At 50.0% G+C, this 20,592-nt stretch carries 26 protein-coding genes and 1 tRNA gene; 6 read left to right on the top strand and 21 right to left on the bottom strand.

What is annotated here, in order from left to right; translation table 11 throughout:
- Positions 1 to 85: 85 nt before the first annotated feature.
- Both EKM70_RS01715 and EKM70_RS01710 read right to left on the bottom strand, forming a co-directional pair.
- Positions 86 to 535: a VOC family protein gene (locus EKM70_RS01715; RefSeq protein ID WP_125544672.1), complete on the bottom strand. Its 450-nt coding sequence runs from the start codon at positions 533 to 535 to the stop codon at positions 86 to 88.
- 114 nt (positions 536 to 649) lie between these two features.
- Positions 650 to 1,480: a ribonuclease H family protein gene (locus EKM70_RS01710; RefSeq protein WP_125544670.1), complete on the bottom strand. Its 831-nt coding sequence runs from the start codon at positions 1,478 to 1,480 to the stop codon at positions 650 to 652.
- Between the two features lie 270 nt (positions 1,481 to 1,750).
- Here EKM70_RS01710 and EKM70_RS01705 point away from each other — a divergent pair, with 270 nt between their 5' ends.
- Positions 1,751 to 2,224 (top strand): hypothetical protein, encoded by a 474-nt coding sequence (locus EKM70_RS01705; RefSeq protein WP_125544668.1) that lies wholly within the window; start codon positions 1,751 to 1,753, stop codon positions 2,222 to 2,224.
- Positions 2,225 to 2,326: 102 nt separating this feature from the next.
- Here EKM70_RS01705 and codA read toward each other — a convergent pair whose 3' ends face one another.
- A complete protein-coding gene (codA, locus tag EKM70_RS01700) occupies positions 2,327 to 3,562 on the bottom strand; it encodes a cytosine deaminase (RefSeq protein WP_125544666.1) in 1,236 nt (411 codons plus the stop codon).
- A gap of 36 nt (positions 3,563 to 3,598) precedes the next feature.
- Positions 3,599 to 3,895: a hypothetical protein gene (locus EKM70_RS01695; protein ID WP_125544664.1), complete on the bottom strand. Its 297-nt coding sequence runs from the start codon at positions 3,893 to 3,895 to the stop codon at positions 3,599 to 3,601.
- A 105-nt stretch (positions 3,896 to 4,000) separates the two neighbouring features.
- Between EKM70_RS01695 and thiD the strand changes: the two genes are divergently transcribed.
- On the top strand, positions 4,001 to 4,816 hold the full coding sequence (gene thiD / locus EKM70_RS01690) for a bifunctional hydroxymethylpyrimidine kinase/phosphomethylpyrimidine kinase (RefSeq protein WP_125544662.1): 816 nt from the start codon (positions 4,001 to 4,003) through the stop codon (positions 4,814 to 4,816).
- 66 nt (positions 4,817 to 4,882) lie between these two features.
- Here the strand turns inward: thiD and EKM70_RS01685 are convergent, their stop codons facing one another.
- The 3 genes from EKM70_RS01685 to EKM70_RS11325 all read right to left on the bottom strand — a co-directional run bounded on the left by EKM70_RS01685 (position 4,883) and on the right by EKM70_RS11325 (position 6,068).
- Positions 4,883 to 5,062, bottom strand: coding sequence for a hypothetical protein (locus tag EKM70_RS01685; protein ID WP_125544660.1), 180 nt, complete (start codon positions 5,060 to 5,062; stop codon positions 4,883 to 4,885).
- Complete coding sequence (locus EKM70_RS01680; protein WP_125544658.1) at positions 5,055 to 5,747, bottom strand: NAD(P)H-dependent oxidoreductase; 693 nt, start codon at positions 5,745 to 5,747, stop codon at positions 5,055 to 5,057. Before EKM70_RS01680 ends, EKM70_RS01685 begins: the two co-directional genes overlap by 8 nt.
- Positions 5,748 to 5,918: 171 nt before the next feature.
- The gene (locus EKM70_RS11325) at positions 5,919 to 6,068 is read right to left on the bottom strand and encodes a hypothetical protein (RefSeq protein ID WP_164506294.1); all 150 of its coding nucleotides are present in this window, start codon (positions 6,066 to 6,068) and stop codon (positions 5,919 to 5,921) included.
- 229 nt (positions 6,069 to 6,297) lie between these two features.
- Here EKM70_RS11325 and EKM70_RS01675 point away from each other — a divergent pair.
- Positions 6,298 to 6,371, top strand: a tRNA-Arg gene (locus EKM70_RS01675).
- A 101-nt stretch (positions 6,372 to 6,472) separates the two neighbouring features.
- Here the strand turns inward: EKM70_RS01675 and EKM70_RS01670 are convergent.
- From EKM70_RS01670 to mutY, 5 genes are all read right to left on the bottom strand, one after another.
- On the bottom strand, positions 6,473 to 6,715 hold the full coding sequence (locus EKM70_RS01670; RefSeq protein ID WP_125544656.1) for a cytochrome b5 domain-containing protein: 243 nt from the start codon (positions 6,713 to 6,715) through the stop codon (positions 6,473 to 6,475).
- 151 nt (positions 6,716 to 6,866) lie between these two features.
- On the bottom strand, positions 6,867 to 7,070 hold the full coding sequence (locus EKM70_RS01665; RefSeq protein ID WP_011668621.1) for a cold-shock protein: 204 nt from the start codon (positions 7,068 to 7,070) through the stop codon (positions 6,867 to 6,869).
- A 196-nt stretch (positions 7,071 to 7,266) separates the two neighbouring features.
- On the bottom strand, positions 7,267 to 7,875 hold the full coding sequence (locus tag EKM70_RS01660) for an alpha/beta hydrolase (RefSeq protein WP_125544654.1): 609 nt from the start codon (positions 7,873 to 7,875) through the stop codon (positions 7,267 to 7,269).
- Between the two features lie 10 nt (positions 7,876 to 7,885).
- Positions 7,886 to 8,206, bottom strand: coding sequence for a hypothetical protein (locus tag EKM70_RS01655; protein ID WP_125544652.1), 321 nt, complete (start codon positions 8,204 to 8,206; stop codon positions 7,886 to 7,888).
- A 127-nt stretch (positions 8,207 to 8,333) separates the two neighbouring features.
- Positions 8,334 to 9,473: an A/G-specific adenine glycosylase gene (gene mutY / locus EKM70_RS01650; RefSeq protein WP_125544650.1), complete on the bottom strand. Its 1,140-nt coding sequence runs from the start codon at positions 9,471 to 9,473 to the stop codon at positions 8,334 to 8,336.
- Between the two features lie 141 nt (positions 9,474 to 9,614).
- Here mutY and EKM70_RS01645 point away from each other — a divergent pair, with 141 nt between their 5' ends.
- A complete protein-coding gene (locus tag EKM70_RS01645) occupies positions 9,615 to 11,264 on the top strand; it encodes a peptide ABC transporter substrate-binding protein (RefSeq protein ID WP_225416355.1) in 1,650 nt (549 codons plus the stop codon).
- 401 nt (positions 11,265 to 11,665) lie between these two features.
- Here the strand turns inward: EKM70_RS01645 and EKM70_RS01640 are convergent, their stop codons facing one another.
- Together EKM70_RS01640 and EKM70_RS01635 are read right to left on the bottom strand one after the other, a co-directional pair.
- Positions 11,666 to 11,980: a DUF7671 family protein gene (locus tag EKM70_RS01640; RefSeq protein WP_125544648.1), complete on the bottom strand. Its 315-nt coding sequence runs from the start codon at positions 11,978 to 11,980 to the stop codon at positions 11,666 to 11,668.
- Positions 11,980 to 13,017 carry a lipoate--protein ligase family protein gene (locus tag EKM70_RS01635; protein ID WP_125544646.1) on the bottom strand — a complete coding sequence of 346 codons (1,038 nt, stop codon included), beginning with the start codon at positions 13,015 to 13,017 and terminating at the stop codon, positions 11,980 to 11,982. The genes EKM70_RS01640 and EKM70_RS01635 overlap by 1 nt, the downstream gene beginning before the upstream one ends.
- A 141-nt stretch (positions 13,018 to 13,158) precedes the next feature.
- On the opposite strand from EKM70_RS01635, the gene EKM70_RS01630 reads away from it, so the two are divergent.
- Positions 13,159 to 13,533, top strand: coding sequence for a glycine cleavage system protein H (locus tag EKM70_RS01630; protein WP_125544644.1), 375 nt, complete (start codon positions 13,159 to 13,161; stop codon positions 13,531 to 13,533).
- 51 nt (positions 13,534 to 13,584) lie between these two features.
- On the opposite strand, the gene EKM70_RS01625 is transcribed toward EKM70_RS01630, so the two are convergent.
- Positions 13,585 to 14,568, bottom strand: coding sequence for an aldo/keto reductase (locus EKM70_RS01625; protein ID WP_125544642.1), 984 nt, complete (start codon positions 14,566 to 14,568; stop codon positions 13,585 to 13,587).
- 209 nt (positions 14,569 to 14,777) lie between these two features.
- On the opposite strand from EKM70_RS01625, the gene EKM70_RS01620 reads away from it, so the two are divergent.
- Positions 14,778 to 14,993 carry a P8 family protein gene (locus tag EKM70_RS01620; RefSeq protein ID WP_125544640.1) on the top strand — a complete coding sequence of 72 codons (216 nt, stop codon included), beginning with the start codon at positions 14,778 to 14,780 and terminating at the stop codon, positions 14,991 to 14,993.
- Positions 14,994 to 15,050: 57 nt separating this feature from the next.
- On the opposite strand, the gene EKM70_RS01615 is transcribed toward EKM70_RS01620, so the two are convergent.
- The 6 genes from EKM70_RS01615 to EKM70_RS01590 all read right to left on the bottom strand — a co-directional run bounded on the left by EKM70_RS01615 (position 15,051) and on the right by EKM70_RS01590 (position 20,492).
- Positions 15,051 to 15,677 (bottom strand): histidine phosphatase family protein, encoded by a 627-nt coding sequence (locus EKM70_RS01615; protein ID WP_125544638.1) that lies wholly within the window; start codon positions 15,675 to 15,677, stop codon positions 15,051 to 15,053.
- A 15-nt stretch (positions 15,678 to 15,692) separates the two neighbouring features.
- The gene (locus tag EKM70_RS01610; RefSeq protein WP_125544636.1) at positions 15,693 to 16,634 is read right to left on the bottom strand and encodes a DMT family transporter; all 942 of its coding nucleotides are present in this window, start codon (positions 16,632 to 16,634) and stop codon (positions 15,693 to 15,695) included.
- 189 nt (positions 16,635 to 16,823) lie between these two features.
- Positions 16,824 to 17,468 carry a methionine ABC transporter permease gene (locus EKM70_RS01605; RefSeq protein ID WP_191985874.1) on the bottom strand — a complete coding sequence of 215 codons (645 nt, stop codon included), beginning with the start codon at positions 17,466 to 17,468 and terminating at the stop codon, positions 16,824 to 16,826.
- 39 nt (positions 17,469 to 17,507) lie between these two features.
- Complete coding sequence (locus EKM70_RS01600; protein ID WP_125544632.1) at positions 17,508 to 18,569, bottom strand: methionine ABC transporter ATP-binding protein; 1,062 nt, start codon at positions 18,567 to 18,569, stop codon at positions 17,508 to 17,510.
- Between the two features lie 59 nt (positions 18,570 to 18,628).
- Complete coding sequence (locus EKM70_RS01595) at positions 18,629 to 19,435, bottom strand: MetQ/NlpA family ABC transporter substrate-binding protein (protein WP_125544630.1); 807 nt, start codon at positions 19,433 to 19,435, stop codon at positions 18,629 to 18,631.
- A 508-nt stretch (positions 19,436 to 19,943) separates the two neighbouring features.
- Complete coding sequence (locus EKM70_RS01590; protein ID WP_125544628.1) at positions 19,944 to 20,492, bottom strand: DNA-3-methyladenine glycosylase I; 549 nt, start codon at positions 20,490 to 20,492, stop codon at positions 19,944 to 19,946.
- Between the last annotated feature and the right edge of the window lie 100 nt (positions 20,493 to 20,592).

The following is a 20,592-nucleotide window of genomic DNA, read 5'->3' as shown; positions in this document are numbered from 1 at the left end:
TACTGTCTGGCCGTAGACGACCAACACCAGTGTCATTCAAAACAAAAAAGCCATGGCAAATATCACCACGACTCACTAAAATTCGTTAATTATCCAACAGCATCGGTTGTTCCCGCAGAATCCAAGTGATTCCATAGGCATCAACCACCTGTCCCATTTTGCCACCGGCGCTTTGCGTCGTAAATGGACTGATCACTTTGATATCCGATTTGAGTAGGCGTTGATACAGATCCGTCAGGGTCTTAACCCCTTCTGAATCCTGTTCATCAACCGCAATCATCAAGGATACTAAGGTTGACGAGGTTGGTTGCCCCATCAAGGCATCCGCACACTGAATATCTAGGCCCATGACCCGAAATCCACCACTCATTGTCATTTCGTCCAGATTCATCGTTGGTTCTAGGCCAAATTGTTCGACCTCATCTGCCGTCGGGCTAATCCGATAGGCATCAGTCGCACCAAACACCCGCTCATAGTAGGTGATAGCCTCTTTGGCATTTTCAAATTCCAAATATGGAATTAATTTTGCTTGCATCCTCGGTACCCCATTCACTGACTTAATTTTTTGAACCTATAACCGAGACTGACAGAACAGTCTAGTCCCCCAAATTAGGTTATCCGCATGTATTCCTTAGGTTTCATTATACCCTTAATTATCAAGAAATGGAAAATCCTGTAAACTGCGGCTCAGATCGGCAACCGATTGGGCCATCGTCTGGCCATGTTTCGGCGTCGCTGACGTCTTAGTCGTTGGTGTCGCTGGCGCCTTTATTTGCGTCTGATTACCGGCACTCATCCGGTCCATGGTTTCATTCAACAGATGATCCACAAAAACGTTTCCTTGGTTCGTCGCATGGCCCTTCGTCCACTGATAACTCAAGTGGGCGAATTGGGGTAGCAAGCGGTCCACCTCTTGCCACAACTCGGCGTTAGCCAATGGCCCCGCACTACGCTTCCAGCCGCGACGTTTCCAGCCAGCCAACCAGCCCTGAGTCACGGCATTCAGCACGTACCGTGAGTCCAGAACAAAGCAAATCTTCTGATCGGTCACACCCAGATCAACCAGGTGTTGCAGCGCGTTTTGAAAAGCCATGATTTCCATTCGATTGTTGGTCGCACCGAACTCACCGTCGGAGCCCTTCTCTACGCGATCAGGTAATTCGATTCGATAAGCCCAAGCCGCCTTATCCTCAGCCCGAACGTGTCCGCCAGCAACGTTGCCTGTATTTCGCGATCCCCCATCCGTATACACGGTGATGTCCGCATCAATCGGCGCCGCCGAAGTAGGCGTCGCCTGACGCCGCTTCGTGGTGGACTTGGCCTCGGCCTGGCCTGTCATAAATGCCTGTGCTTCGGCTGCCGTCCCAAAACTCTTATACTGAGCGCCAGAAAAGCCATTTACCTGGCGCTGTGTCTCTGGCCAAGTGCGATAAATGCCTGGTTTCTTACCCTTACGCACCGCATAATATTTCTGTGCCACCTAAATCCCTCCGCTTTCAAACTAATCTAAGCTAGTTTACCATACTTTACCCGCAATCCCGTAAATCCACAATTGCCAAGTTTATGGTGCCGTTATCATCCCCGGTAACTCACCTGAAAGTTTTTGAAAATCTATTATTACTTAAAAAAGATTAATTTAAAAGCTTAAATTGTTTTCATAACTTTTATATTATGATAACCTAGACAGTGTGAGTATTGGCCGGAGACTGTCAGTACCTGTATTTTTTTCAATTATTTAAGGGGGTTTTTGATGAAGAATCCAATCCACGCTTCACTTATCACCGTCGACCAAGCCCGCGCAATGCTTAAGGATCAGCGAGAACAACGTGACGAACGTTTTCCCCAGCTGTCCACCTCCGGCCAATACATTTTACCCGATTACCGGATGACCAGAAAGCGCGAGGCTTTCAAGATTCGACGTCACACGTTCCTGAAGAAACATTACCGTTCCTACGTTGCCTTTGATTCTGACAACGGCCAGACCCTTTGGATTCACAACTTTTCTAGTTTATCCGAAGCGTGCTTCTGGCTCAACATGGGCTTGAAGCCCAACGATACGGACTCTGCCAGTTCTTACAAAGAATGGAAGGCCCACCACGTTGATGAGCTTGAAGCCTTGAAGACCGAATTGCGCGAAATGAAGCAAGCCCAGCGTAAACCAGCGGCACCTGCCGAACCGGCCAGTGTCATTACTGTTAAAAAAACTAAACACACCCGCAAATAGGTGTGACTCAAACAAGCGTTCCGGAGTTTTCCGGAGCGCCTTTTTTGACTAAAAAACGACCTCTCCGCCGTTAGGCAGAAAAGGTCGTTGGTTAATTTAAGATTAAAGGTCCAGATGAACCTGCTTAGGATCGGTCTTCACAATCACCTTACCGTGGTGAATCGAGTAAAGTACCTCGGAACGTTGGTTCAGAGCATTGTAGAAGTTATCGTTGTTCATAATAACCAGGTTAGCAGGCTTGCCAACGGTGATGCCGTAGCGGTCCCCGACGTGCATGGCTTTGGCCCCGTTCGTCGTAACGAACTTGTAAGACCCCATGATGTCATCGTAGCCCATCATCTGCGTCACATGAATCCCCATGTGCAGGGCATCCAACATGTTCCCGTCACCCATTGGGTACCATGGATCCTTGATGTCATCTTCCCCAAAGGCGACGTTAACCCCGGCAGCGTTCAATTCCTTCACGCGGGTCAAACCACGACGCTTAGGATACGTGTCGAAGCGGCCACCCAAGTGGGTGTTAATCAATGGGTTAGAGATCATATTAATGTGTGACATCTGTAAGAGACGCATCAATTTGTAGGCATAGGCATTGTTGTACGAGCCCATTGCCGTGGTGTGACTGGCCGTCACTTGATCGCCCAAGCCAGTCTCTAAGGCTAACGTTGCCAACGTTTCCAGGCCACGAGAAGCTGGGTCATCGATTTCGTCACAGTGGGCGTCGACTAATTTCCCATACTTCTGCGCCAGTTCAACGGCGAAGTGAAGGGATTCCACACTGTATTCACGGGTGAATTCGAAATGCGGAATTGCCCCAATCACATCGACACCTAACTTCGCAGCTTGTTCCATCAATTCTTTCCCATGGGGGAAGGAGAGAATCCCTTCTTGGGGAAAGGCCACTAATTGTAATTCAATAAAGTCTTTAACCTCATCACGAACCTCAATTAAGGCTTTCAATGCCGTAAGGTTGGGGTCGGTGACGTCCACGTGAGACCGCACGAACTGCACCCCATGCGAGGCTTGAAGTTCCAAAGCTCGGCGTGAACGGGTTTTGACGTCTTCAATGCTGAGCGTCTTCTTCCGTTCCGACCAAATGCGGATACCATCGAATAAGGTTCCGGATTGGTTCCACTCTGGGTCACCGGCCGTCATGGTACTGTCCAAATGAACGTGAGGATCAACAAATGGTGGCAAAATCAATTTACCGTGCGCATCAATCACTTGCTCGTGATCTTTTGCTGTTAAATGATCGGCAATTGCCGTAAACTTGCCATCCTCAATCCGAATATCTTGCGGTTGTGTTGCATTTTCGATAAGACCTTGTTGAATTAACATGGGCGTTAATCGACCTCCTACAATTCTATTTTTCACCTAATAAAAACCCGGGATCGTCGCACCGAGCCCCAATAACGTGGCATCCGCCACCAATCCCAAAAGCAAGGCGATGGCGATCACAGTTGAGGGTACGAGCCCCCACGCTGAACCACGCTTGGCGGCACGACTTAACCCTATTAAGCTTATCACAGATAATCCGATCCCAACCGATAAAGTTACCGGTTCGTTGGAAAAGATTCGATAGACCACCGTCACCGATCCCACGATGGCATACCAGCTCACGGCACCCCCCATGACCCACCAGAAAATCAACTGACGTAAGGCTTTAGGCATGGTCATCACTCCTCATAGATTTATTTATAGAGGGACTTAATAGCGTGCTTCCAATCACTTATGCTATGCTAGACCCATTCTTAAAACACTGGAGGTCTCATTCTTATGGTCAACTCATTTCCACAAGCCCTCACCATCGCTGGGTCTGATAGCGATGGTAGTGCCGGCATGCAAGCCGACCTACATACTTTCTTTGCCCGCCACGTCCATGGTGCCTCAGTCATCACAGCCTGTGTCGCTGGTAATTCTTACGGCATCCACGCCAGCGTCCCCATGCCGACGGACTTCATTGACCAAGAATTCAAGGACCTCGCCGACGATTACCACATCAAGGCCACTAAGACCGGGATGCTCGCCGATTCCGAATTGATCCGCAATGTCGTCAAAAACTATCAGGCTGCTGACTTCGGTCCCCTAGTCGTGGATCCTGTCATCATGACCAAGCACGGTAACCAACTCCTGGAAGAGAGCGCCTTTAACACCCTTCGAACCGAACTATTGCCACTGGCGACGGTACTGACACCCAACTTCTATGAGGCGCAGAAGATTGCTGAAATGACCATCAACAACGATGCCGATATGGAAGAAGCTGCCCGCAAGATGCAAAAGATGGGTGCCAAAAACGTCATTGCCAAGGGCAGCCACGCCAAGGAAAACCAGACGCACGTCAAAGACTTCGTCCTCTTAGAATCTGGCGAAAGCTTCTGGTTGAGCGAACCCTACCATGACACCGACCGGGTGAACGGTACTGGTGACTCCCTCTCCGCTTGTATCACTGCCGAGCTTGCCAAAGCGACACCAATGAAGGATGCCATCATGATTGCCAAGCAGTTCGTGAACACGGCAATTGGAAACCCTGTTGAGGTTGGTCACAAGTTCGGCCCGATTAACCACTGGGCTGCCATGAAACAAGACTTCTAATCTAGATTAAACCTGTTGAATTTTGGGTCACGACTATTGTCGTGGCCCTTTTATTTAGGCGACCATTTACCACTGATCCGGGCTCCAAGTCCGGCCGTCTACCTCGCCGCCCAGCTGATCGGCTCGTCGATCTTGTTCAGCGATCAGGTCCTTTAGGGCCAGCCAAAAGGCGCGATCAGTAAACTTAGCCTGTTGCTGGGCCAAGTGGTCAATCTGTTCATTTAGCCAAGCTGCATTTTCAGTCATCACTCTGCTCCTTTATCAGTGCCAGGGTATCCGTCAATTGGTCTAAGTCCGCGCTCTTCTGATCGAAGACGCTGGCAATTAGTTTACCTGCCGCCTGCTGGTCCACGGGGAGTCGATCAATCATGCCTGGTAATCGTTCGGCAAACCACGCTTGACGCGTCGTCAAACTATCCGGCTGAGACTGCGTCAAGTAACGTTGATAACGAACGACCAACTGCAGCTTCTCTGTCTCAGTTAAGTAGCCAAATTGGTGAATGGCGAAGGTTGGCAACCACGTCATCTTGGCGCGTTGTGCGACTGCCGCTAATGGGGCTAAGGCTGCATCTAAGGTGAGGCCCTCGGCCCCGCCGCGTTGGAAGGCCTTACCAGGCATCCCCGTCGTCACGACAACGCCAAGCTCTTTACCCGCCAACGGGTAGCGATGATCACCGTAGACAAACTTCCGGGTCAGAACTGTATCCTCCCACTGCTTGAGACTCGCCGGCGCCGCAAACCAGTAAAGCGGAAACTGAAAAATGACTCGGTCAGCCTGCCGCAACTGCGTTTGTTCCTGATCCACGTCAAGGACCTGCTGACCATCCAACCACTCCCAAACCACTCCCGAATCCGGGAGACTTTCTTTTAGAAATTGCTGACTGCTCGAATCCGCCAGGTGAGGATGAGCGACCAATACTAACGTCTTCATTGTCACGTAAACGCCCTTTCTATCCTTGATTGTAGCCTCACTTTATCACAAAACACCACGGCCTGGGGACTTGGCGCCCGGTTAGCCCGACAATCTAGCCCTTTCATTAAAAATGCGTATAAGAAAAGTGACCAGAATCAATACTCCGGTCACTGCTAAATGAAAATTCAGTTAGATCAAACGACGGTCAGAATCGTCGTGTAACTTGTTTCGGGTAGCGAGATGCTTACTATTTTTTCGGAAAGCCTCTCGGTTGTTGAGATACAACTGACCACCCGCCGCTAAACCAATAATGAATAAAATAATAACTAGTGCATGCATAGCAATTCCCCCCGTCAACTTTTAGGTTACAGTTATATTATCGTAATGTTACAGGAACATTGCAAGCGATTTTGATCAAAAATTAAAAATTCTTGAGATTTCACCCAGCTAGTAAGTTAATCCTACAAAATTAAATGGGGGTTAACGGTCCTCGGCAATTCCCAACAGTAATTGACAGGTCGCGTTGGCTTCTCTATAATTAAGAAGTTGTCGAGCAGACTTCAATTAGGTCGCAATAGCTCAGCTGGATAGAGCAACGGTCTTCTAAACCGTAGGTCGAGGGTTCGAATCTCTCTTGCGACATCTTTCAGGGATCATCAGAACGAATTAAAATTAGGCGTCGTGAGCATTTTCGCTCACGGCGCCTAATTTAGACTATCTCTATATTTGCCGACCACTAGATCCTAGTCGTCCTGATACTTGCCTACCACGGGAAGTTTTGCCAAGACCTTACGACCGTGTGGCGATTGGCCATCGATCACGCTGGTCAGTTCCTGACCGGCCAAGTTGCCATGGTGCTTGCCATCCTGCCAGGCATCAACGTTAGACACATCATAGACCACACCATCAACGGCCACATAGGCTGGCTGGCCATCCTGTCCGTCGAATTTGGCTAACTTTGCTTGGTTAAAAACCTTTTCACTCATTCAAAATCACCGCCTAATTTTATTAATCTTATCGTAAACTGACTAACCAAACTTTACAAGTAATTCGCCTTTCACGCGATAACTAAATAGGCATAAAAAAACCACTAACCGAAGTTAGTGGTTTTTACGACACGATTTAGGCTAATGTAAATTAGTCGACAACCGATACGTTAGCAGCTTGTGGGCCACGGTCGCCTTGTTCTACATCAAGGGATACGTGTTGGCCTTCTTCAAGCGTCTTGAAGCCTTCACTGTTGATAGCTGAGAAGTGAACGAACACGTCTGAGCCGTTTTCCAAAGTGATGAAGCCGTAACCTTTATCAGCGTTAAACCATTTAACAGTACCTTGTTCCATAAGAATGAAACCTCCGTGTGCGCATAGCGCAATATTATTTGCATTTGAAAGCTGGGGTAAAAAGGAGCCATTCTTATAAGAACGTCGAGCCTTTAAAACTTCCGAACCATAAATACATTATCAATAGAATAACAGGTATTCTCCAAAATAGCAAATGAGAAGTGCTCGATTTTTAAATCTTTTTTGGCACATGCCCTTAATCGTTTTCACCCAACCATGCTTTAGCGGCGCTGACTTCCTGCGGTGTCAGCATGTGGCTCCCGCCGGTCTGGTAAAGGGTTACCGCGGCTTTTGTCCGCCGACAATCCGCCGCAACTTGTTGCACCGTGGCCACTGAAACTAGCGGGTCACGTTGCCCTGCAGATAACCAAATATTTAATTTTGGCCGACTCACAATCTGGGGAGCAGCGAGCCATAACGGGTGAAATAAAACCGCCGTGGCCCCAGGCAGATCACCGGTCCGCAATCCATAGGCGGCCATCGCGGCCCCATTAGAATAGCCCACCGTAATTAACTGGTCCACCTCCCAGCGATGGTTCTGACAGACCTGGCGGATGCTGGCACCCAACCAGTCCGATTCATGGGCAACCTGCTGGGGGTCAACGGGACCAGCCGCGGTCTGTTGGAAATACTGCCGCTGGGCGCCTTCACCCAGCCGACCACCAATCGTGATCAGCGGGCTTTGTGGCGCCAACCGACGACCAAACGTCAACATTTCTTCATTAGTCCCGCCAGTTCCCTGTAAGAGCAAGACCGGTGGCGCGGTATTGGCCCCCGGAGCCGTTTCAATTAAGTCGTCCGTCACGCTATCCCTCCTACCGTCGCACAATCAGCTCAATTTGAGCCTTCTGTGGCGCGAAATTCAACCCGTAACACGGTTCCGTTAGAATCTTACTGTACTCACTCAATACGTCGTCAGGGAGCGGCGTATGGCTTCTCAGCCGTTCGATTAATGCTGGCGCAGTCGCCATCTCCTTGAGCGAGACAAAGAGCAATGCATTGTTAATTAAATCATGAAGCAAGTCGGTCAATAACCCATTAGGTTTACCTTTCGCATCGGTTACAACCACCTGATGGCTTTCGACTTCTTGATGATTCACAGATATGGACTTGAGAACATCAAACACAGTTTGCATGATTAAGTACCCCCTCGTAACGACCCACACGAATGCCAAATTTCTTAACAGTCATCGTGGTCAAAGTCATTGACCACGCCGAATCATTGATTACTTTGATAATACTGCAACTTTACACGAAGCGAAACTAATTCTCTTGGAATACCGGTTGCCCAATCTGTTGTTCATAGCGGGCCATCATCTTTTCTTGAACCTTAGGTAGTGGTAACGCTGTCACGTGATCGGCAGCCACCCAGCGACCCGGAAGAAAGTCCAGTGTCGGTGTCGTCGTCAGTTCCGCCACGAGTAGCTTCACCTGCCAACGCTGGTGCGTATAGGTATGGCTAACCTGACGGCCACCGAGTGGTTTTAAGTCTAACGTCAGTTGATTCTCTTGTGCCCACTTTTCCTGTAAGACCGCTAGATCGGCCTCTTCGGTCGTCTCGGTCGGTCTGTCCTGGTCGCGCAGGTCGGCGCGCTTAACGAGAGGAAAACTCCAATAACCCGTCAGCATCTCTTGACTGCTCCGTTGGGTCAATAAATACCCCGCTGGTGAATGGATAATCAGACCATAATAGGGCATCAATTTGGGACGAGGAGCCTTGGTCTTCACTGGAAAATCTAACACCCGACCCGCACGATAGGAGGCATCGAATCGCCGGACTGGGGACTGCTCTGGGTCCGGATTCTTAGCGGTCATGTAGCTCGACCCCAGGTCCATGATTGCCTGATTAAAGGCTCCTGGACGTTGGGGATCCACGATCGGTTGAATAATATCGGTAAAGAGGGCACGCGTCTTTGGCTTGGCGATGTCGGCGTCAATCATTAACAACCGCGCAAACACCCGAAAAGCATTGCCGTCCACCGCCGGCACGACCTGATCAAAGGCAATGCTGGCGATGGCGCTGGCCGTGTAGGGACCGACTCCAATTAAGTCTTCCAACTCAGCCGCCGTTTGGGGCCACTGCCCATGATAATCCGTCATTAATTGCCGCGCCGCACGTTGAAGGTTACGCGCTCGAGAGTAGTAACCCAGCCCCTGCCAGGCCTTCAGTAAGGTGGCTTCTGGTGCCTGAGCAAGGTCAGCTACCGTCGGAAAGGTCGCAATAAAGTTCTCATAATAAGGAATGACCGTTTGCACCTGCGTCTGCTGCAACATCACCTCGCTGATCCAAGTATGGTAAGGGTTCCGTCCATGCCGCCAGGGTAAGTCGCGGCCCTCGGCGTCATACCACGCCAGGAGAGTGCGGCGAAAATCGACAATTGTTTCTGGTGACCAATGTTCCATCCGTCTAGCTCCTCTACTTGTTTTCCCCATTCTAGCGAATTCCCCACAGAGCTACAAGTCACCGAATCAAATCAGCTTGACGCCACCGTCCCGCTCACCTATTATCAGAGAAGACCATCATTCATTATCGGAGGGGTAAACGTGAAATATTGGCGAATCTTAGGGATCCTGATGCTCGGTATCGTTTTGACCGGCTGCACGTCCAGTCACGAAACAGATACCCATAGCGACAGTCAGGGAGTCATGACTAAAAATCAAGACTTAACCCTCGCAACAACTCACCCCATCACCAGTCTAGACACAGACAAGCTTACCCAATTTGGTCGTCTAAATAACACGATCGAAGGTCTCTATTCGGCTATGGGCGACAGCGATACCGAGTTGGCTCTGGCCAAGAAGGTCAAGATCAATCCCAGTCGAACCACCTATACCTTTACATTATGGAAAGACTCCTATTGGAGTAACGGTGACGTAATTACCGCCAACGACTTCGTTTTCTCCTGGCAACGCGCGCTGAATCCGCGCACCAAGGCCCCCAACGCCGATCTATTTGACGGTATTCAAAATGCCCGCCGCATCCTAAATGGCAAGTTACCAGCCAGCCAATTGGGGGTCAGTGCGCCCAATAAGTTCACCTTGGTCGTCCACCTTGACCACCCGATGGCTGAACTCCCACAACGACTGGCCTTCCCCCTATTCGGGCCCCAAAACGAAAAGTTTGCGAAAAAGATGGGCAAACGCTACGGTACCAAGCCCCAGTACCAGGTCTACGCGGGGCCTTTCATGGTCGCCAACCACGACTTCAGCGTACAACACTGGCATATGGTGCCGAATCCCCATTACTGGGATCGTCAGCACGTCTACCTTCGCCAGATTGACGTCCGGATGTATCCGAGCCAGCGAGCCGCCTGGAATGCCTATGAATCCGGCTCATTGGATGAGATCCGCCTCGTCAATAAAACAAATCTCAAGAGTTTTGAGAAGAGTGCGGACTATACGGCGCGGCCCTACTCAAAGATGGTCAACCTGGTCTACCGGCAACGTGGCCAGGCCACTAGTAATCGGTTGATGCGGCAGAGAATGGCGCGATTGGCCATTTCCCACGCGATTAATCGTCAGATTTTGACCAGTGCCTCATACGGGGCCACATCACTGCCCGCCAAGGGGATCGTCCCTGCTGGCCTCAGTCGTGGCGTCCGCGGAACTTCGGACTTTGCGGCTGCCCAACCTGAACAGAAGACACTTGCCTTTCTACCCAAAACCGCACAAGCCGAGTGGCGTGCTGCCTTAGCGGCCACCCATCTCAAAAAGGTCACTTTGACCCTCGGCTACTCAGACAATTATTCCGGTGAAAAGGTCGCCAAAATTCTCAAACAACAACTCACCGCGACCCTTCCTGGGCTGACAATTAACCTAAAACCCAGAAATGAGGAACTCAACCGAGAGTATGCCCCAGCAACTGCCGATATGACAGTCGCCGTTCAACGCGCCCAATATGCCGATCCCCTAGCTATGCTCGACCTCTTCACTACCGACAACGCGGCTAACTTTGGTCACTGGTCAGACGAGACTTACGACGACCTCATTGATCAAGCCAGCAATGCCCCTAGCTTCAATTCTAAGCGCTGGCAGACACTCCTCAAGGCCGAGGGCGTCCTCATGAGTGAACAGGGAGTCACGCCACTGATACAGCCTGCCAGCACGTACCTGGTCAATCCTAAATTGAACGGGGTCGTCTACAATACGGTCGGCACACAGTCTAATTTCAAGAGTGCTTATTTTGTCCATTAGCTTCGAACCAGGATATATCGATACGACGGCAATCAGGCAAGGCTGTCTTCTTAATGATGACAATGCTCGGATTCAAAAGTAAAATTCCAATAACCAAATTCAGTAATTCTACCAAAATTAGCCAATTCACAGATATCCTGAAACAATTAAATCCTGACCAAAGGTATGAATACTTTTGGTCAGGATTTTTTGTCTTACTCTGAATCAATTTTTAACTAGATTCCATGCGCTTCTGAAATCAAGCCATGATTGACTGAAGAAACTGCTAGTAACCGTGCAAAGCGATATGAGGCCCTGCTGCACCTGCCAATGCCATCATTAACAACTCTCCCAGCCGCAGGTGGCCCAATTCAACAGGAACTAAAAAAGCCATAATCCATTCGATTATAGCTTTCAGAACTCTAGTTTGTTAGTTGTGCCTGCGCTAATTCAAGAACGTCCGAACCCACGAATTCGCTGGTCAGTCGTTGCATCGGTGTAAACTGGTGGCGTTCCTTAAATGGAACGGGATAAGCAGCCACTACGGCCACCTTGAGGTTGTTTTCCGTCAGAAAGATCTGGCCAACCCCTTGGTACTTGCCCTTACTGTGTTTCCCTGTTCGCCAAGAATGCAGCTTGAAGTCCCCATCCGGTTCCCGTTTAATCTCGTATTGGCCCGAAGCATTGGCCGCTACCGGCACCCCTACATATTGATTGACGGCATACTTGCCCTTCATTATTTTCCCTCCTCAGTCAGTGCGGCCACCACGGGATCAACATCCCCCGGCGCCAGAACACCCTGTGCGACGGCAGTGGTAAGGATGGGTTTAATGGCTGCCACCGTCGCCGGTAGTCCCGTTAACTCGGCCGCAATCGCTGTTAATTCAGCGGGAGTGGCCACCGTGCCAAACAAGGCCACCCGCCGGTACTGGCCCGCCTGCCGCGTAAAGTTTAGATGAAGATCGCCCTTTATCAACCGACAACGGCGATACTCCCGTAGCCCCGGATTAGCCCCGTAGTTCCAGGCGTCCGTGCGGTATTTCTCCGCCAGCCGCTGATCAATCACCGACCAGTCATGATCCGTCAGATGATAGGTCTCAATCTGCTCCAAGCGGTCTACCTTAAAAATATGACACAGCAGGGCCGTCTTGAATTCTTGAATTGTCAGGTCGCGATAGGCCGGTGCCAAATACTGGCGAAGATTGGTAATGGCCACGCGATTGGAGGCCACTCCTCGATGGGCATGCTTCGTAACCGGCAAGAGTGCCCGGTGAGCCGCGGCGACGTTGAGGTCATACATGATAGTGCCACCGGCGGCATAACCATCTCCGTTTTTAAACATGGTCATTCCCGAGAACTTCTTCTCGCCAACTACCAGATTACTCTTGTGGCGGATACCGAGGTTCGGAACTCCCATAGCCTGTAGTGCCTTTAAAATAGGCTCGGCGAAGACGGTGTAGTCGCCAAATGTTGTGCCATCCTGAGGATCGCCATTTACGATGTGCTCAAAGATTAAATTGCGTTCATCGTGATAGACGGCGCCACCCCCGGAAGTTCGGCGTACCAACTGAACATTTTGATCCGCTAAGTAGTGAAAATCCACCTCGGCCGCCACGCTCTGATTGATTCCGACGATCACGGCCGGCCGATTAACATACATCATAAATCCATGACCCGGTAACTTAAGATCATTGACCAAATAATTATCAATGGATTGGTTTACAACCGCATCCGTAACTGCCCGCCCATTGCGATTGGTATCAATTAGAAACATCGTGTCAGCCCCTTCGTCTCATTCTCATAAACGTAGTTTAGCATACCGGCTCTCCCCGCACCAATTCTCAGGTGGTTCCAGTTGTCAGGCCTGGCGGCAAAAGGCTATACTGAAGTCACGATTAAGAAGGAGCGGACTGCGATGGCGACACAAACAATTTGGCAACGACTCACGAACTGGTGGCAGCACCGCCATCAGACGGCACCCGATCTCACCATTACGGACGGCGTCTGGCTAGAACAGCGTGACCAAGGCCACTACCGACTGGGGCTCGCTAGCGACGCCCGAGAACAAATGGGTACGCTGAGCTTCGTGGATCTCCCCATTCTCAGCGGTGATCATCTGGAGGCTGGTGACGATATTCTCGAAGTCGAGAGCGACAAGGCCGTTCAAAACTTCCAGACCCCCACCGCGGGGACCGTCGTACGTATCAACGAGACCCTAATGGACGACCCGGATGCGATTAATACCAACGATCAAGCGGCCAACTGGGTACTAGAACTTCAGGCCGATTAAGTTAAAATGACCATCAGCCACGTTTGAAAACGGGCTAATGGTCATTTTTATTTACCAGCGATATTGAACGGGATTCTTGATGTACTTGTCATAGACGTCGCGCACGATCGCCATCTGTTCCGGCGTAAAGGCGGGAACGTCGGCAGCCGCCACGTTACGACTGATCTGTTCCGGCTTGGATGCCCCAGGAATCACCGTGCTAACGGCATCGGCCATTAGGATGTAACGCAGGGCCATCTGTGCCAGTTGATCTCCCGCGTGCAGGCGTTCCTTGAGTTCACCAGCGGCGCGTACACCGGTCGCGTAATCCACCCCAGAGAACGTTTCGCCTTGATCAAAGGCTTCCCCGTGACGATTGAAGCTCCGGTGATCGGCCTTACCAAACGCCGTATCTAAGGTGTACTTCCCACTTAACAGGCCACTGGCCAAAGGAACTCGGGCAATGATACCCACGTTCTGTTCCTGTGCCATCTGGAAGAAACGATCGGCTGGACGTAAGCGGAACATGTTGTAGATAATTTCCACGGCGGAGATATCATAATCCAAGGCCTTCATGGCTTCCTCGACGCGTTCCACACTCACACCATAGTTCTTAATCTTCCCGGCCTTTTTCAACTGGTCGAGCGTAAAGAAGACTTCTGGCGTATAGTACACCGCAGTTGGTGGACAGTGTAAGAGCACGTTGTCTAAGGCATCTACGCCTAGATTCTGGAGACTCGCCTCCACGAACTTGGTTATATTAGCAGGCGTGTACCCACTCGCCACGTGTGGGTCGAGTTTCCGGCCCACCTTAGTGGAAACGAAGACCTTATCGCGTTTGTCTTTAATAAACGTAGCTAAGGCGCGTTCGCTCAACCCATCCTGATAGATGTCGGCGGTGTCAAAGAAGTTTACCCCTGCATCATAGGCTGCGGCTAAAGTATTCTGCGCGTCATTTTCGTCGAATGGATCGCCCCATTTCGATCCTAGTTGCCAAGTTCCTAATGACACTTCACTAATCTTGAACCCAGTCTTCCCGAGTTGTCGGTATTCCATACCACACACCACTTTCTGGCAGTTTTCTGCCCCTCTGATATCTCTCATTCTCCCGTTTTTCATAAAAATCGTCAATAGACCTAGCGGATCATCTAAACAAAATATTTACCATTTTTCCCCAAAAGGACTAACATTAAAAATGAAGCCGGTGAGATTCATGCCAATCACAAATTCCACTGACCCCAAATTCTTTTTGGAGGTAATTGGTTATGGCTGATTTTGAAAAGACTGCTTTATTGGATGAAAAGATGACAGAAGTATTCGACTGGTCCGACCAGACTATGCCTGTTCGTGACGCACTGTGGGACCACTTCATGGAAGCCAATGGGCACGACACTGATAAAACTGAAGCTTCGATGAAGGAAATTGATGCGAAGTCCGACGATGAAGTTCGGTCTTACGTTGAAGACAACCTCAAGAAGTAACCGACTTTCAATTAAAAATAACCCCGCCACTTGGCGAGGTTATTTTTTTACAATCATTTAATTGAAATTCCCCGTCCCCACGTTGTAGAACCGCAGGTAACGTCGACCGGTGACTGGATCAATGGTCATCCGCGTCACACTCGTGTTGCTAGGCTCGGGTAATGCCGCCGTTGCGGGTGCCCCCAAAGTGAGCAGGGCCAACGCCTTAATCGTCAAGCCATGGCTCACCACCAGAACGTGATCGTCAGGATGATCCACGACCTGTTCGGCCAACCACTGGCCCACCCGTCGCTGAACCATCAGATATGATTCCCCACCGACCGTCGCCAGCTCATCGGGCAAGACCTCACGTGTCACAGGATCAAAGGAGGCCGCGTACTCGGCACTAACGGCCGCATACGTTTGTCCGGTCCATTGGCCATAATCGGCTTCTTGTAGCCGCTCGTCGAACTCGGGAACCACTGGCACCACTTGTGTCAACGCGGCCGTCGTCTGCCGTGCCCGATGTAAGGGACTGCTGACGACGCGATCGTAATTAACCGACCGCAGAGTCTGCGCCAATTGTTCGGCCTGCTGCAATCCCCGCACGGTCAGGTGGGTGGCTGCCGTGTCTAACTGGCCCTGAAAGACCTGATCCACATTAGCCTGCGTCTGCCCATGACGAACCCAATCAAAAGTTGTCAATTTTGCTCACTCCCGTCAAAAATCCTGTTCAACGATCTTTCGTCGTCCCCGTTGGAGCAAATAAATTGCCAAAATAACCAGCGCTGATCCCACGACTTCGGCGATGGAAATTTTCAACCCTAAAAAGATAATCGAAAGCACGAAGGTCATCACGGGTTGCACGGCATCAACGATACTAATCACGTCAGATGGCGCGAAGTGGGTACTGTACAACAACAATGCAAACGGGAGAATTGTCCCGATGATAATGACCGTCGCCATCGACATCAGTAGCGTACTCGTCAAAGGTGGCGTGTGAACCCAGACTGGTTGGTGAATATTGAAAATCACCCCAGCGATGAAGGTTCCCCAGCCCAATACCGTAATCGGCTGGTGCCCGTAATCACGAACCAATGGTCGTGGCAGAACGACGTAACAAGCCGCGGTAATTCCGGACCCAATCCCCCATAACAGCGAATCAAATGGGATGGCCAACTGTGAAATGTTCCCACGGGTAATCGCTAAGAATACCCCCACCATGGCAACGGCAAAGGCAATCAGGTCACTTCGTAACGGCCGCACATGCTTAAACAACAGACTTCCTAAGACGATAAACAGCGGGCTCAGATACTGAAGAATCGTGGCCGCAGCCGCATTCCCCGTCTGAACGGAGATGTAAAATGTCAGGAGGTTTGCGCCTAAGCCGAAGACCGCATAGGCCACGATCCAAGCAATTTCACGCCAACTCTTAAAAATCGTAAACGTCTCTTTACCATACATAACCATACTGATCAGAAGTAGGATGACCCCTGCCCCCATGGTACGAGCAGATAGGAACCAACTCGATGGAATTGATTGTCCCTGTGAGATGAACTGGAGCACCGTTCCCGATACCCCAAACATTGCCGACGCAACGGTCGCCCAGAAAATTCCCTTGACGACGTTTTCGGTTGCTGATCCTGTTTTTTTCAAGCCCATGAACCCTTTCTCTCTCACGTCACGCGTGTGTTTTTAATTTTTCTATTTTACCTAAAAATCATTAGAATTTGGCAACAAAATCCCGGATTCTAAAAATTTTTAGGTTACCCCGTTTAGCGATTAATAGTCTTCATAGGAAAAGGAGAGTGGGAACCGTTCCCAACTCTCCTTTTCGACATTTTGTAGTGGTTAGGCCGTGTGGTCCACACGACGGGCCAACAGGTCCCCCACTAATTGAATAGCAAAGACAATGACTAAGATGATTAACATGGCCAAGACGGTCACATCCGTTTCAAAGCGGCTGTATCCGACGTTGATGGCTAAGTTCCCCAAGCCACCCCCACCAATGGCACCCGCCATGGCGGTCAGGTCAATCAAACTGATCAACGTTAGGACGGAAGAACGAATGATATCGGCCAAACCTTCCTTGAGATAGACCCGGAAGATAATCCCCATGGGACCAGAGCCAACCGATTCGGCAGCCTCGATCACCCCGTGGTCTACCTCGGCCAAAGCATTTTGAATCTGTCGCGCATAGAATGGGGCAGATCCAATAACCAGAGGCACAATTGCTGCGGTCGTTCCAATGGCAGTCCCCACGATCACTCGTGTTAAGGGCGCAATCACGGCCAGCAAGATCACAAAGGGAATCGACCGACAGAGGTTGACGATCTTATCAAAGATGTTGTAAATGACCCGGTTCTCTAGAATACCACCAGGTTGTGTGACAATTAAGCCGACCCCGATAATCATCCCGAGAATTCCCGCCACCACGGCGGTAATCAGTGTCATATACAGCGTCTCACCGGTGGCTTGAATGAAGTCACTCTTCATGGTAACAGCATTAGGAAAATATTTAGCAAACCAACTCAACTAAGCCACCTCCGAATCCGTGGGCTTCAAGTGGGTAATCTTAATCCCGGCATCTTGGCAGTACTGCCAAGCGTCCTGTAACTTATCCGGTTCACCGGACATGACCACAATCAGGTTCCCCAGTGGCGTGTCCTGCAAGATTTCCACGTTCCCATATAAAATATTTGAGACCACATCATACCGCTTGTAAAGTTCCGTAATCAGCGGTGCATCGGTACTGGCCCCCACGTACTGGAGCTGGACCAACTGTTGATGATCGTTCAAGTTTAAGGCACTGGCCTGCTTGTAAATCTTTTCCAGGGCTTGGTTGATCTGCGTTGCGGTGTTGATGAAGTCTCGCGTCAGCGGCTTCTGTGGTCGACTGAAGATCGAGACTAAATCACCCCGTTCGATGATTTCACCGGATTCCATCACGGCCACCTTGTTACAGATTTCCTTGACGGCTTCCATTTCATGAGTGATTAGCACCACCGTGAGGCCTAACTCCCTATTCAACCGCTTCAACAGTTCCAGGATGGAAGACGTGGTCTTAGGATCCAAGGCACTCGTCGCTTCATCACTGATCAGAATCTCGGGGTCGTTGGCCAAAGCTCTAGCAATCGCCACCCGTTGTTTCTGACCACCGGAGAGTTGGGCCGGATAGTCGTTAGCCTTTTCGCTCAGACCCACCAGTTCCAAGAGGTGCGCCACCTTCTCCTGTCGATTCTTCTTAGAGAGACGGAATCGTAGAGGATAGCCGACGTTGTCGGCAATCGTCCGTGAATCCATCAGGTTAAAGTGTTGGAAAATCATGCCGATCTTCGTTCTGGCCGCTCGCAGCTTTCGGGGGGTCAGGTGTAAGATATCTTGGCCGTTCACCACAACGGTGCCGGCAGTCGGTGGCTGAAGCCGGTTAATGACCCGTACGAGGGTACTCTTCCCCGCACCGGAGTAACCCACTACCCCATAAATGTCTCCGCGATTGACGGTCAATGACACGTCTTTCACGGCGTTGACGGTCTGTCCCTTATTATGGAAAGTGACGTCGATATTTTTTAACTCAATAATCGCTTCGTTAGTCAAATCTTCGTGCTCCTTACTCGCCTTATGCCGGCTAATTTTAACTTAGAAATCTCAGTCTGTTACCAAGCTGGGATGGTTAATCCGTGGTAGTACTTCTTCAATAACTTCTTCGTTGCTTCGGTCTGGTAAGCCTTCACAATCTTCTGGTAAGTCTTGTTATTCTTATCCGCCTTGTTCGTGGCAATGATGTTAATGTAAGGAATTGACGCCTTGTTAATCTTTTCCTTGTAGATGGTTTCACTGTTTGGCAACTTCGCTTCGGCCGCAAATTCATTGTTGATGACGGCACCGGCGGCATCCGTTAAGGAACGTGGCGTCTGAGCGGCATCAACTGGCGTAATCTTCAAGTTCAGCTTGTTCTGAGTGATATTCTTAGGCGTTGGTAGTGCCTTGCTATCGTCTACTTTAATCAGGCCAGCTGATTGAAGCAAGTGTAAGGCCCGACCTTCATTAGTTGAGTCGTTGGGAATCGTAATTTGGTCGCCCTTCTTGATATCAGCAACGCTCTTAATCTTCTTGGAGTAGAGACGTAGTGGTGCGCGGACGGTCTTTCCAATGGAAACAATGTTGGTCTTGTGGGCCTTATTCCATTGATCCATGAAGTACGTGTGTTGGAATGAGTTGAGGGCAATTTCATGGTTCGTTAAGGCAGCGTTGGGCTGATTGTAATCGGTAAAGGTCACCAACTTGATGTTGACCCCTTCCTTCTTCAGCTTCTTTTGAACGGGCTTCCAGATCTTTTCATCGGAACCCATGATCCCCACCTTGATCGTCTTGTCGCTGCTGGATTTGCCACAGCCAGACACAATCAACAGTGGTACTAACAGTAATAATAGCCAACTAAAATGTTTAAATGATTTCTTCATATTTAAAATCCCCTTTATCCCTTTTTAAGATTTATTTTGAAGCTAGCGATTGAAAACAATGACCAAAAGAAAAGAGTCCGCTTCTAATTTAATAGAAACGAACTCTGTCGTGGTACCATTCTAATTCAAGTCAGACGCATGCCGACCCCTCATTAACACTCGCCAGCTTGCGCCTTAAAGTGCGTGCACGATAATGAGTGCCAAGCATTACCACTTCATCGAAAAGACTCGGCGGTACCAATTCATTTCAGGCCATCTTCACCCCGCCGTGGGTTACCCGCTTCCAGCAAATCGCGAGCTCTCTTGAAACCATTGACGGTGGTTACTCTCCTGATCACATTGTTTTCAATCGCTTAATTTAATAGCAAGTCTAATGCAATTCTAATTCGGTGTCAAGCACAATCGATAATAAATTTATTCATAACGGATCCCGCTATAGCGGCTCTGACCAGCCAGTGCCTCGAATAAATCGGTTTCAGGTTCACCTGAATTCTCACCTAATTTTCACTTACTCCGACATATCGGGTGCTCTCAGAATTCCCGCGGCCAGAAGAAACATATGCGTTACCACCGGTCCCACAAAACTAAAGCCCCGGCGTTTCAACTCCTTGGCAACGGCACTTCCCAGCGTCGACTGATGGGCCACCGCGTCACGCTCAGGTGCCGGTAACAGAAAGGGTGTCCCATCCACAAAAGCCCACAGATAGGCGGAAAAACTGCCGAACTCCTGCTGAACTTTAAGGATCGCTCGTGCGTTCTGGAGCACTGCCCGAATCTTTCGCTGATTCCCAATCATCCCCGGAAACGCCGCAATTTCCGGAATCGCTAACTCATCAATCATGGCTGCCACCGGCTGAATTGCCATCCCCGCAAAGACCTGCCGGTAAATTGGCAACTTGCTCGCCGCTGCCTGCCAACTTAAGCCAACTTGAAAGACACCCACCGTCAACAGTTCAAATAACACGTGATCGTCATGCGTGGGTGTCCCAAAATAGGCATTATATTCTGCGGCGCCATCCGTCTCAAATTGCCGTCCATCATTCGGTCCAATTGCCATCAGTTTGCCCTCTCCCCTTAATCTCACTTGATTGTAACGGGACTCACCAGTTAGTGTAAAGCGAAAAAGGGCACCGATAGAATCGGCGTCCTTTCACGAA

The sequence above is a fragment of the Levilactobacillus lindianensis genome, from assembly GCF_003946095.1.
GTDB lineage: Bacteria > Bacillota > Bacilli > Lactobacillales > Lactobacillaceae > Levilactobacillus > Levilactobacillus lindianensis.
Note: the sequence above shows the minus strand (reverse complement) of the source record. Positions and strands in the feature narration are given on the sequence as shown.

Excerpts from the sequence above, each read along its gene's own strand:
- EKM70_RS01625 (WP_125544642.1), bottom strand. The coding sequence starts at position 14,568 with ATGGAATACCGACAACTCGGGAAGACTGGGTTCAAGATTAGTGAAGTG.
- EKM70_RS01610 (WP_125544636.1), bottom strand. The coding sequence starts at position 16,634 with ATGGGCTTGAAAAAAACAGGATCAGCAACCGAAAACGTCGTCAAGGGA.
- EKM70_RS01705 (WP_125544668.1), top strand. The coding sequence starts at position 1,751 with ATGAAGAATCCAATCCACGCTTCACTTATCACCGTCGACCAAGCCCGC.
- EKM70_RS01630 (WP_125544644.1), top strand. The coding sequence starts at position 13,159 with ATGGCGACACAAACAATTTGGCAACGACTCACGAACTGGTGGCAGCAC.
- EKM70_RS01695 (WP_125544664.1), bottom strand. The coding sequence starts at position 3,895 with ATGCCTAAAGCCTTACGTCAGTTGATTTTCTGGTGGGTCATGGGGGGT.
- EKM70_RS01590 (WP_125544628.1), bottom strand. The coding sequence starts at position 20,492 with ATGGCAATTGGACCGAATGATGGACGGCAATTTGAGACGGATGGCGCC.
- EKM70_RS01605 (WP_191985874.1), bottom strand. The coding sequence starts at position 17,468 with ATGAAGAGTGACTTCATTCAAGCCACCGGTGAGACGCTGTATATGACA.
- EKM70_RS01715 (WP_125544672.1), bottom strand. The coding sequence starts at position 535 with ATGCAAGCAAAATTAATTCCATATTTGGAATTTGAAAATGCCAAAGAG.
- thiD (WP_125544662.1), top strand. The coding sequence starts at position 4,001 with ATGGTCAACTCATTTCCACAAGCCCTCACCATCGCTGGGTCTGATAGC.
- EKM70_RS01595 (WP_125544630.1), bottom strand. The coding sequence starts at position 19,435 with ATGAAGAAATCATTTAAACATTTTAGTTGGCTATTATTACTGTTAGTA.
- EKM70_RS01620 (WP_125544640.1), top strand. The coding sequence starts at position 14,778 with ATGGCTGATTTTGAAAAGACTGCTTTATTGGATGAAAAGATGACAGAA.
- EKM70_RS01685 (WP_125544660.1), bottom strand. The coding sequence starts at position 5,062 with ATGACTGAAAATGCAGCTTGGCTAAATGAACAGATTGACCACTTGGCC.
- mutY (WP_125544650.1), bottom strand. The coding sequence starts at position 9,473 with ATGGAACATTGGTCACCAGAAACAATTGTCGATTTTCGCCGCACTCTC.
- EKM70_RS01635 (WP_125544646.1), bottom strand. The coding sequence starts at position 13,017 with ATGTTTCTAATTGATACCAATCGCAATGGGCGGGCAGTTACGGATGCG.
- EKM70_RS01670 (WP_125544656.1), bottom strand. The coding sequence starts at position 6,715 with ATGAGTGAAAAGGTTTTTAACCAAGCAAAGTTAGCCAAATTCGACGGA.
- EKM70_RS01640 (WP_125544648.1), bottom strand. The coding sequence starts at position 11,980 with ATGAAGGGCAAGTATGCCGTCAATCAATATGTAGGGGTGCCGGTAGCG.
- EKM70_RS11325 (WP_164506294.1), bottom strand. The coding sequence starts at position 6,068 with ATGCATGCACTAGTTATTATTTTATTCATTATTGGTTTAGCGGCGGGT.
- EKM70_RS01680 (WP_125544658.1), bottom strand. The coding sequence starts at position 5,747 with ATGAAGACGTTAGTATTGGTCGCTCATCCTCACCTGGCGGATTCGAGC.
- codA (WP_125544666.1), bottom strand. The coding sequence starts at position 3,562 with ATGTTAATTCAACAAGGTCTTATCGAAAATGCAACACAACCGCAAGAT.
- EKM70_RS01665 (WP_011668621.1), bottom strand. The coding sequence starts at position 7,070 with ATGGAACAAGGTACTGTTAAATGGTTTAACGCTGATAAAGGTTACGGC.
- EKM70_RS01655 (WP_125544652.1), bottom strand. The coding sequence starts at position 8,206 with ATGCAAACTGTGTTTGATGTTCTCAAGTCCATATCTGTGAATCATCAA.